Origin of the sequence: Shigella sp. FC1661, assembly GCF_001712525.1 — a bacterium.
GTDB lineage: Bacteria > Pseudomonadota > Gammaproteobacteria > Enterobacterales > Enterobacteriaceae > Escherichia > Escherichia coli.
Window position 1 is genome coordinate 1 of the sequence record NZ_MDGW01000056.1, and the last position, 10,123, is coordinate 10,123.

General features: G+C 50.7%; 8 protein-coding genes and 4 pseudogenes. 8 read left to right on the forward strand and 4 right to left on the reverse strand.

From position 1 onward, the window contains the following. From BFF42_RS04405 to ompG, 3 genes and pseudogenes are all read left to right on the forward strand, one after another. Nucleotides 1–326: pseudogene (locus BFF42_RS04405) on the forward strand (IS1-like element IS1B family transposase); the annotation flags it as partial. A gap of 15 nt (nt 327–341) precedes the next feature. After that, nucleotides 342–593 (forward strand): annotated as a pseudogene (locus BFF42_RS04410) (TOBE domain-containing protein); the annotation flags it as partial. 44 nt (nt 594–637) lie between these two features. After that, complete coding sequence (gene ompG / locus BFF42_RS04415) at nt 638–1,543, forward strand: monomeric porin OmpG (RefSeq protein WP_000735251.1); 906 nt, start codon at nt 638–640, stop codon at nt 1,541–1,543. A 110-nt stretch (nt 1,544–1,653) separates the two neighbouring features. On the opposite strand, the gene BFF42_RS04420 is transcribed toward ompG, so the two are convergent. After that, a complete protein-coding gene (locus tag BFF42_RS04420) occupies nt 1,654–2,652 on the reverse strand; it encodes a LacI family DNA-binding transcriptional regulator (RefSeq protein WP_000075385.1) in 999 nt (332 codons plus the stop codon). Between the two features lie 154 nt (nt 2,653–2,806). On the opposite strand from BFF42_RS04420, the gene BFF42_RS04425 reads away from it, so the two are divergent. From BFF42_RS04425 to tyrR, 3 genes and pseudogenes are all read left to right on the forward strand, one after another. Then, nucleotides 2,807–4,204 (forward strand): YcjX family GTP-binding protein, encoded by a 1,398-nt coding sequence (locus tag BFF42_RS04425; RefSeq protein ID WP_000825790.1) that lies wholly within the window; start codon nt 2,807–2,809, stop codon nt 4,202–4,204. Then, nucleotides 4,201–5,261 (forward strand): annotated as a pseudogene (locus BFF42_RS04430) (DUF697 domain-containing protein). The gene BFF42_RS04425 and the pseudogene BFF42_RS04430 overlap by 4 nt, the downstream one beginning before the upstream one ends. 147 nt (nt 5,262–5,408) lie before the next feature. Continuing rightward, nucleotides 5,409–6,950 carry a transcriptional regulator TyrR gene (gene tyrR, locus BFF42_RS04435; RefSeq protein ID WP_001300658.1) on the forward strand — a complete coding sequence of 514 codons (1,542 nt, stop codon included), beginning with the start codon at nt 5,409–5,411 and terminating at the stop codon, nt 6,948–6,950. A gap of 43 nt (nt 6,951–6,993) precedes the next feature. Here the strand turns inward: tyrR and tpx are convergent, their stop codons facing one another. After that, nucleotides 6,994–7,500, reverse strand: a complete 507-nt coding sequence (gene tpx, locus BFF42_RS04440; RefSeq protein WP_000084384.1) for a thiol peroxidase — start codon at nt 7,498–7,500, stop codon at nt 6,994–6,996. A gap of 118 nt (nt 7,501–7,618) precedes the next feature. Here tpx and ycjG point away from each other — a divergent pair, with 118 nt between their 5' ends. After that, nucleotides 7,619–8,584 (forward strand): L-Ala-D/L-Glu epimerase, encoded by a 966-nt coding sequence (gene ycjG / locus BFF42_RS04445; protein ID WP_001295588.1) that lies wholly within the window; start codon nt 7,619–7,621, stop codon nt 8,582–8,584. Here the strand turns inward: ycjG and mpaA are convergent. Both mpaA and BFF42_RS04455 read right to left on the reverse strand, forming a co-directional pair. Then, the gene (mpaA, locus tag BFF42_RS04450; RefSeq protein WP_024258591.1) at nt 8,559–9,287 is read right to left on the reverse strand and encodes a murein tripeptide amidase MpaA; all 729 of its coding nucleotides are present in this window, start codon (nt 9,285–9,287) and stop codon (nt 8,559–8,561) included. The genes ycjG and mpaA overlap by 26 nt on opposite strands. A 309-nt stretch (nt 9,288–9,596) precedes the next feature. Further along, nucleotides 9,597–9,800 (reverse strand): annotated as a pseudogene (locus BFF42_RS04455) (NAD(P)H-binding protein); the annotation flags it as partial. 67 nt (nt 9,801–9,867) lie between these two features. Here BFF42_RS04455 and BFF42_RS04460 point away from each other — a divergent pair. Further along, a partial coding sequence (locus tag BFF42_RS04460; protein ID WP_033555117.1) for an IS3 family transposase occupies nt 9,868–10,123 on the forward strand: 256 nt, incomplete at its 3' end.

The following is a 10,123-nucleotide window of genomic DNA, read 5'->3' on the forward strand; positions in this document are numbered from 1 at the left end:
TTTACGCGTATGACAGGCTCCGGAAGACGGTTGTTGCGCACGTATTCGGTGAACGCACTATGGCGACGCTGGGGCGTCTTATGAGCTTGCTGTCACCCTTTGACGTGGTGATATGGATGACGGATGGCTGGCCACTGTATGAATCCCGCCTGAAGGGAAAGCTGCACGTAATCAGCAAGCGATATACGCAGCGAATTGAGCGGCATAACCTGAATCTGAGGCAGCACCTGGCACGGCTGGGACGGAAGTCGCTGTCGTTCTCAAAATCGGTGGAGCTGCATGACAAAGTCATCGGGCATTATCTGAACATAAAACACTATCAATAAGTTGGAGTCATTACCCCCATCGTGATGGGAATACGTCCGGAAGATATTCATCCGGACGCGCAAGAGGAAAATAACATTTCCGCCAAAATTAGCGTGGCAGAATTAACCGGTGCGGAATTTATGCTCTACACCACGGTTGGGGGGCACGAGTTAGTGGTCCGTGCTGGTGCGTTAAATGATTATCATGCAGGAGAAAATATCACTATTCATTTTGATATGACGAAATGTCATTTCTTTGATGCAGAAACGGAAATAGCAATTCGCTAAATACAGGGGGAAGGCATTCCCCCAGAATAATACAAGGAACAATAATGAAAAAGTTATTACCCTGTACCGCACTGGTGATGTGTGCGGGAATGGCCTGCGCACAGGCCGAGGAAAAGAACTACTGGCACTTTAATATCGGCGCGATGTACGAAATAGAAAACGTCGAGGGTTATGGCGAAGATATGGATGGGCTGGCGGAGCCTTCAGTCTATTTTAATGCCGCCAACGGGCCGTGGAGAATTGCTCTGGCCTATTATCAGGAAGGGCCGGTAGATTATAGCGCGGGTAAACGTGGAACGTGGTTTGATCGCCCGGAGCTGGAGGTGCATTATCAGTTCCTCGAAAACGATGATTTCAGTTTCGGCCTGACCGGCGGTTTCCGTAATTATGGTTATCACTACGTTGATGAACCGGGTAAAGACACGGCGAATATGCAGCGCTGGAAAATCGCGCCAGACTGGGATGTGAAACTGACTGACGATTTACGTTTCAACGGTTGGTTGTCGATGTATAAATTTGCCAACCATCTGAACACTACCGGTTACGCTGATACCCGTGTCGAAACGGAAACAGGTCTGCAATATACCTTCAACGAAACGGTTGCCTTGCGAGTGAACTATTATCTCGAGCGCGGCTTCAATATGGACGACAGCCGCAATAACGGTGAGTTTTCCACGCAAGAAATTCGCGCCTATTTGCCGCTGACGCTCGGCAACCACTCGTTGACGCCGTATACGCGCATTGGGCTGGATCGCTGGAGTAACTGGGACTGGCAGGATGATATTGAATGTGAAGGCCATGATTTTAACCGTGTAGGTTTATTTTACGGTTATGATTTCCAGAACGGACTTTCCGTTTCGCTGGAATACGCGTTTGAGTGGCAGGATCACGACGAAGGCGACAGTGATAAATTCCATTATGCAGGTGTCGGCGTAAATTACTCGTTCTGATAATGGGCTAAATTGCCGGATGCGGCGCGAGTACTTTATCCGATCTATAAATGTAGGCCGGATAAGATGCGCTAGCATCGCATCCGGCATTCAGGCAAGGTAGCTGGTATTTATTTCAGCGTCATATGCGTGGCAACGGTAATATTCTGTGGTGACGGTTTTCCAGAAATTAAGCGGAATAATAACTCGCAGCTTTGTTGACCTAACTCCTGCGTCGGAACATCGATGCCGCCCGGTGCAGGTGTTAAAATAAACGACAGCGTTTCATTACTATAACCCACCACCGCTAACTGCTGCGGAATAGCAATATTTTTCTCTGCCGCCGCACGATAAATACTCATTAATTTCAGACTGTCAGTGGCAAACACCGCCTCAGGCAACGGTGACTGGCTTAATAATTCTCTCGCGGCTTGCAGTGCTGTTTCATGGGTATAACCACCGTCAACAATCCATTCATCACGCACTGCAATATTATGCGCAGCCAGGCTCTGCTTATAACCATTTACCCGATCCACTGAAACATGGACATCAAGCGGAGCATGCAGGCAGGCAATATTTTGATGCCCACTTTCAATTAATGTATCGGTCAACGCAATGCTGTCGCCAAAATTATCGGTATCGACAGAATAAACATGGGCATATTGACCTTCAACTTTGCCAATCACCACGACAGGAATATCGTATTTATCAAGTTGGGCAAAAAATGACTCATCCGCTGGAGAACTTAGCATAATAATGCCTTTAATCATTTTCTGCTTAATTTTGCTTTCACATTTTTGTAAGTCTTCTGCCGGATTGTGCGACGTCTGCAATATCACGTCGAAACCTTCCTCTTCAGCTTTGGCGGTGATGGCATGCAAAACTTCAGAGAAAAACGGATTACCCGCCGTAGTTTTGGTCGAACGGGTAGAAATCACCATAATGGCATCAAAACCCGAAGAGGTCAGCGCGCGGGCCAGCTTGTTTGGCTGATACTGTAATTCTTCAATGGCCCGTAACACTTTTTCGCGCGCTTCCGGGGAGATATTAGTTTGCTTATTCAGCACGCGTGATACGGTGGATTTTGATACGCCTGCAACCCTGGCAATATCATAAATAGTAGGGGACATAGGTCAGGAACTCCGTCCGAACGTGAATGCTACACATCTTATGGAGTTCGCCCGTCGATGACAACACGGGCAGTTGATAATCAATGGCCTGGCCCCCACATTCATATCCTTACGAATGATTTTTTTCTGGTCTTCAGAGCAGCACAGGACAGCAATGAAGCGACTTAAAAATGAACTTAATGCGCTGGTGAATCGGGGTGTCGACAGACATCTGCGCCTCGCCGTAACCGGACTAAGCCGCAGCGGCAAAACAGCGTTTATCACTGCGATGGTCAATCAGTTGCTCAATATTCACGCCGGAGCACGCTTGCCGCTGTTAAGCGCGGTGCGTGAAGAGCGCCTGCTGGGCGTAAAACGCATTCCTCAGCGTGACTTTGGCATTCCGCGCTTCACATATGATGAAGGACTGGCGCAGTTATATGGCGATCCTCCCGCCTGGCCGACGCCAACGCGCGGCGTCAGTGAAATCCGCCTGGCGCTACGTTTTAAATCGAACGATTCGCTGCTACGCCACTTCAAGGACACCTCCACGCTGTATCTGGAGATTGTGGATTATCCCGGCGAATGGTTGCTCGACCTGCCGATGCTGGCGCAGGACTATTTAAGCTGGTCACGCCAGATGACGGGCTTACTCAATGGTCAGCGCGGCGAATGGTCGGTCAAATGGCGAATGATGTGCGAAGGGCTGGACCCGCTAGCACCTGCCGACGAAAACCGGCTGGCAGACATTGCCGCCGCGTGGACCGATTATCTCCACCACTGTAAACAGCAGGGGCTGCACTTTATTCAGCCAGGGCGCTTTGTCTTGCCAGGAGATATGGCAGGTGCGCCCGCGCTGCAATTCTTCCCGTGGCCGGATGTCGATACCTGGGGCGAGTCCAAACTGGCGCAGGCCGATAAGCACACCAATGCCGGAATGCTGCGCGAGCGGTTTAATTATTACTGCGAGAAGGTGGTGAAGGGGTTCTATAAGAATCATTTTCTGCGCTTTGACCGCCAGATTGTGCTGGTTGATTGCCTGCAACCTCTCAACAGTGGGCCACAGGCATTTAATGATATGCGTCTGGCACTGACGCAGCTGATGCAAAGTTTCCACTACGGGCAGCGTACCTTGTTCCGGCGTTTGTTTTCGCCGGTTATCGATAAGCTATTGTTTGCTGCCACTAAAGCGGACCATGTGACCATCGATCAGCACGCCAATATGGTTTCATTACTGCAACAACTGATTCAGGATGCCTGGCAAAATGCGGCGTTTGAAGGGATTAGTATGGATTGTCTGGGGCTGGCCTCGGTGCAGGCGACCACCAGCGGCATTATTGACGTCAACGGCGAGAAAATTCCGGCATTGCGCGGTAACCGGCTCAGCGATGGTGCGCCACTCACCGTTTATCCCGGTGAAGTTCCTGCGCGTTTGCCCGGTCAGGCGTTCTGGGACAAACAAGGGTTCCAGTTTGAAGCGTTTCGCCCGCAGGTGATGGATGTCGACAAACCGCTGCCGCATATTCGTCTTGATGCCGCGCTGGAATTTTTAATAGGAGATAAATTGCGATGACCGAACCGTTAAAACCACGTATTGATTTCGACGGTCCGCTGGAGGTCGATCAGAATCCAAAATTCAGGGCGCAGCAGACCTTTGACGAAAATCAGGCGCAAAATTTGCCCCGGCCACGCTCGATGAAGCGCCTGAAGAAGAGGGGCAAGTTGAAGCGGTAATGGATGCAGCGTTACGTCCGAAACGCAGCCTGTGGCGCAAAATGGTGATGGGCGGGCTGGCTCTGTTTGGCGCAAGCGTTGTCGGGCAGGGTGTACAGTGGACAATGAATGCCTGGCAAACTCAGGACTGGGTGGCGCTGGGTGGATGTGCCGCTGGGGCATTGATTATCGGCGCTGGCGTAGGTTCTGTGGTAACAGAGTGGCGGCGCTTATGGCGCTTGCGACAGCGCGCCCATGAACGCGACGAAGCGCGCGATTTGTTGCACAGCCACGGCACGGGCAAAGGCCGCGCATTTTGCGAAAAACTGGCGCAGCAGGCGGGTATTGATCAGTCTCATCCAGCGCTGCAACGCTGGTATGCCTCAATCCATGAAACGCAAAACGACCGTGAAGTGGTCAGTTTGTATGCGCATTTGGTCCAGCCAGTTTTAGATGCCCAGGCGCGGCGCGAAATCAGCCGTTCGGCGGCGGAATCAACGTTGATGATTGCGGTCAGCCCGCTGGCGTTGGTCGATATGGCGTTTATCGCCTGGCGCAATCTGCGTTTAATTAATCGCATCGCCACGCTGTATGGCATTGAACTGGGGTATTACAGCCGTTTGCGTCTGTTTAAGCTGGTATTGCTGAATATCGCTTTTGCCGGAGCCAGCGAACTGGTGCGCGAAGTGGGGATGGACTGGATGTCGCAAGATCTCGCTGCTCGTTTGTCTACCCGCGCAGCTCAGGGAATTGGTGCTGGACTTCTGACGGCACGACTCGGGATTAAAGCTATGGAGCTTTGCCGCCCGCTGCCGTGGATTGACGATGACAAACCTCGCCTCGGGGATTTCCGTCGTCAGCTTATCGGTCAGGTGAAAGAAACGCTGCAAAAAGGCAAAACGCCCAGCGAAAAATAATGCAATATCGGGTGCTGACCGGATATCTTTACGCCGAAGTGCCCGTTTTTCCGTCTTTGTGTCAATGATTGTTGACAGAAACCTTCCTGCTATCCAAATAGTGTCATATCATCATATTAATTGTTCTTTTTTCAGGTGAAGGTTCCCATGCGTCTGGAAGTCTTTTGTGAAGACCGACTCGGTCTGACCCGCGAATTACTCGATCTACTCGTGCTAAGAGGCATTGATTTACGCGGTATTGAGATTGATCCCATTGGGCGAATCTACCTCAATTTTGCTGAACTGGAGTTTGAGAGTTTCAGCAGTCTGATGGCCGAAATACGCCGTATTGCAGGTGTTACCGATGTGCGTACTGTCCCGTGGATGCCTTCCGAACGTGAGCATCTGGCGTTGAGCGCGTTACTGGAGGCGTTGCCCGAACCTGTGCTCTCTGTCGATATGAAAAGCAAAGTGGATATGGCGAACCCGGCGAGCTGTCAGCTTTTTGGGCAAAAATTGGATCGCCTGCGCAACCATACCGCCGCACAATTGATTAACGGCTTTAATTTTTTACGTTGGCTGGAAAGCGAACCGCAAGATTCGCATAACGAGCATGTCGTTATTAATGGGCAGAATTTCCTGATGGAGATTACGCCTGTTTATCTTCAGGATGAAAATGATCAACACGTCCTGACCGGTGCGGTGGTGATGTTGCGATCAACGATTCGTATGGGCCGCCAGTTGCAAAATGTCGCCGCCCAGGACGTCAGCGCCTTCAGTCAAATTGTCGCCGTCAGCCCGAAAATGAAGCATGTTGTCGAACAGGCGCAGAAACTGGCGATGCTAAGCGCGCCGCTGCTGATTACGGGTGACACAGGTACAGGTAAAGATCTCTTTGCCTACGCCTGCCATCAGGCAAGCCCCAGAGCGGGCAAACCTTACCTGGCGCTGAACTGTGCGTCTATACCGGAAGATGCGGTCGAGAGTGAACTGTTTGGTCATGCTCCGGAAGGGAAGAAAGGATTCTTTGAGCAGGCGAACGGTGGTTCGGTGCTGTTGGATGAAATAGGGGAAATGTCACCACGGATGCAGGCGAAATTACTGCGTTTTCTTAATGATGGCACTTTCCGTCGGGTTGGCGAAGACCATGAGGTGCATGTCGATGTGCGGGTGATTTGCGCTACGCAGAAGAATCTGGTCGAACTGGTGCAAAAAGGCATGTTCCGTGAAGATCTCTATTATCGTCTGAACGTGTTGACGCTCAATCTGCCGCCGCTACGTGACTGTCCGCAGGACATCATGCCGTTAACTGAGCTGTTCGTCGCCCGCTTTGCCGACGAGCAGGGCGTGCCGCGTCCGAAACTGGCCGCTGACCTGAATACTGTACTTACGCGTTATGCGTGGCCGGGAAATGTGCGGCAGTTAAAGAACGCTATCTATCGCGCACTGACACAACTGGACGGTTATGAGCTGCGTCCACAGGATATTTTGTTGCCGGATTATGACGCCGCAACGGTAGCCGTGGGCGAAGATGCGATGGAAGGTTCGCTGGACGAAATCACCAGCCGTTTTGAACGCTCGGTATTAACCCAGCTTTATCGCAATTATCCCAGCACGCGCAAACTGGCAAAACGTCTCGGCGTTTCACATACCGCGATTGCCAATAAGTTGCGGGAATATGGCTTAAGCCAGAAGAAGAACGAAGAGTAAGCGCGAATATGCCTGATGGTGCAACACCATCAGGCATATTAACTTATGCTTTCAGTACAGCCAGAGCTGCTTCGTAATCCGGCTCGGTGGTGATTTCATCCACCAGCTGGCTGAAAATCACATTGTCATTTTCGTCAATAACCACAACGGCACGCGCTGCCAGACCTTTCAGTGGGCCATCAGCAATTGCCACACCGAAGGCTTGCAGAAATTCAGCGTTACGGAAAGTGGAGAGGGTGATAACGTTGTTCAGACCTTCTGCGCCGCAGAAACGAGACTGGGCGAACGGCAGATCGGCAGAAATACACAGCACAACGGTGTTGTCGATCTCGGTTGCCAGTTGGTTAAACTTACGTACTGATGCGGCGCAAACACCGGTATCAATACTCGGGAAAATGTTCAGCACTTTGCGTTTACCCGCAAACTGACCGAGGGTGACGTCAGACAGATCTTTTGCCACGAGAGTAAAAGTCTGCGCTTTGCTACCCGCCTGCGGGATGGAATTGGCGACTGTAACCGGGTTGCCCTGGAAATGAACGGTTTGTGACATGATTATCTTTCCTGTTTACATATAGTTAACGTCACACCTAGTTTATGCTAACTGTCAATAACACAGCAAACGCTATTTGCGCTTAATCCGCAGACCACCGCGACAACAAGGAGTAAAGATGAGAACCGTTAAGGTATTTGAGGAAGCCTGGCCCTTACATACCCCGTTTGTGATTGCCCGGGGAAGTCGCAGTGAAGCGCGCGTGGTGGTGGTTGAACTGGAAGAAGAGGGTATTAAAGGCACCGGCGAATGCACGCCGTATCCGCGTTATGGAGAAAGTGATGCCTCGGTAATGGCGCAAATTATGAGCGTCGTGTCGCAATTAGAGAAAGGGCTGACACGGGAGGAGTTGCAAAAAATTCTCCCTGCCGGCGCAGCACGTAATGCGCTGGATTGTGCATTGTGGGATCTGGCCGCGCGAAAACAGCAGCAATCGCTGGCTGATTTGATCGGCATAACGCTTCCCGAGACAGTTATCACTGCACAGACGGTAGTCATCGGTACGCCTGATCAGATGGCCAATAGTGCATCAACACTCTGGCAGGCAGGCGCGAAATTACTGAAAGTGAAGCTGGATAACCATCTTATTAGTGAGCGGATGGTGGCAATTCGCACAGCTGTGCCCGATGCGACGCTGATCGTTGATGCAAATGAATCCTGGCGTGCAGAAGGGTTGGCGGCGCGTTGCCAGCTATTGGCGGATTTAGGCGTTGCGATGCTTGAACAACCCCTTCCTGCGCAGGACGATGCGGCGCTGGAGAATTTTATTCATCCGTTGCCGATTTGTGCTGATGAGAGTTGTCATACACGTAGCAATCTGAAGGCGCTGAAAGGGCGCTATGAGATGGTTAACATTAAGCTCGATAAAACCGGTGGTCTGACGGAAGCGCTGGCGCTGGCGACTGAAGCGCGTGCACAAGGTTTCAGTCTGATGCTGGGCTGCATGTTGTGTACCTCTCGTGCCATTAGCGCCGCTTTACCGCTGGTGCCGCAGGTCAGTTTCGCCGATCTTGACGGACCGACCTGGCTGGCGGTAGATGTGGAACCGGCGCTTCAGTTCACGACGGGCGAATTGCATCTTTAGGATGCCAGCGCAGCAAGTATGCCATCGCAAAGAGATATTTTTCGCTGGCTTCGTCGGAGGAGATGGGCGGAAACTCTGCGGTGATGCAATGCAAGTTGAGATCTGCACACCAACTGCCGAAAGAGCCAGGCGTTTCATAACCGACGCTGGTTACCAGAGGCAATTCAAACGCCTGGGCCAGCCATTCGCCTAATTCGCTGTGTCTGGGATCTTCAATACAGGCCAGTGGATCGTGGAATGAGACCACCCAGGCAGGTTGAATGCGGTGTATAAGCTGGCACAGCGCCTGGGTTTCAGGTTCTGAGCCAGGTTTGTCACCTGTCAGTAATACGACATCACGTTCTTCAGCGGCGCTGTTCCAGCGATAAACCGTTTCACCTTCCTTCCAGTTCGCCGCCGGAAAGTTTCTGTTTAAATCCACACCATTAGCATTGGCCCGTAACCCCAGCTGGCAGCCGTCAGGATTCACACACAGCACCACATGATGGCGGCGCAAAGAAGGTGTCAACGTCCGCAGAGCACAGGAGAGCGTGACGACCGAAGAGTTTTCATCACCGTGAGTGCCAGCCAGAATCAAACCACTTTCGCGGCTGGCTGCAGGGGCAGGAAACCAGATTAACGGCGCGCCCAATAATGAACGTCCGTAATGTTCTGTTCCGGGCGGAAATGCGCCGCGTTCGGCGCGTGGGCGGGTTACGGTCATGATCGTCTCTGGTTCAGGAAGTATTACAGGCAGTGTTGTGCAAATTTTGCGGATTATCAAATCCTTTTCTTCAACGCTATGTCATCGATCTTGTATCACTTTTTTTGCCGGAAGTTGTTTGCATTTTTATTGATGTGCAGATATTAGAATTATGCTGACTTAGATGTAAGTCGTAATGTTATATACATGGCGTATTTTATTCTTACTGGTTCTACACATGTTAATCGCATCGGATTGATCAGTTCACCTTAATAAGTTTAATAAATCGTACTGCACATAGTACATTACGATGGTAACTATGTAATTGATTTACATGAATAATGGCTTGTCACCATCAGTCACGGGTTGATTGATACCTATATTCTCACCAATGTGTTTCTCAGGTTTATCGATGATATCTGTGATTAATGCTGCGACACTCTTACGTGATACGATCGTACCTTTGAATGGTTCATTGCGTGAGGTAAGCTCATAATCAATAATATCTTCATCAGTCAGCCAGGCAGGGTGAAGTGGCACACTGAATTTGGCCACCTGAACAGAGGTGATATGCTCACCTCAGAACAACACAGGTGCTCCAATGAAAAAAAGAAATTTTAGCGCAGAGTTTAAACGCGAATCCGCTCAACTGGTTGTTGACCAGAAATACACGGTGGCAGATGCCGCCAAAGCTATGGATGTTGGCCTTTCCACAATGACAAGATGGGTCAAACAACTGCGTGATGAGCGTCAGGGCAAAACACCAAAAGCCTCTCCGATAACACCAGAACAAATCGAAATACGTAAGCTGAGGAAAAAGCTACAACGCATTGAAATGGAGAATGAAATATTAAAAA

Coding starts and splice junctions, on each gene's coding strand:
- mpaA (WP_024258591.1), bottom strand. CDS start 9,287: ATGACCGTAACCCGCCCACGCGCCGAACGCGGCGCATTTCCGCCCGGA.
- tyrR (WP_001300658.1), top strand. CDS start 5,409: ATGCGTCTGGAAGTCTTTTGTGAAGACCGACTCGGTCTGACCCGCGAA.
- ompG (WP_000735251.1), top strand. CDS start 638: ATGAAAAAGTTATTACCCTGTACCGCACTGGTGATGTGTGCGGGAATG.
- BFF42_RS04425 (WP_000825790.1), top strand. CDS start 2,807: ATGAAGCGACTTAAAAATGAACTTAATGCGCTGGTGAATCGGGGTGTC.
- ycjG (WP_001295588.1), top strand. CDS start 7,619: ATGAGAACCGTTAAGGTATTTGAGGAAGCCTGGCCCTTACATACCCCG.
- tpx (WP_000084384.1), bottom strand. CDS start 7,500: ATGTCACAAACCGTTCATTTCCAGGGCAACCCGGTTACAGTCGCCAAT.
- BFF42_RS04420 (WP_000075385.1), bottom strand. CDS start 2,652: ATGTCCCCTACTATTTATGATATTGCCAGGGTTGCAGGCGTATCAAAA.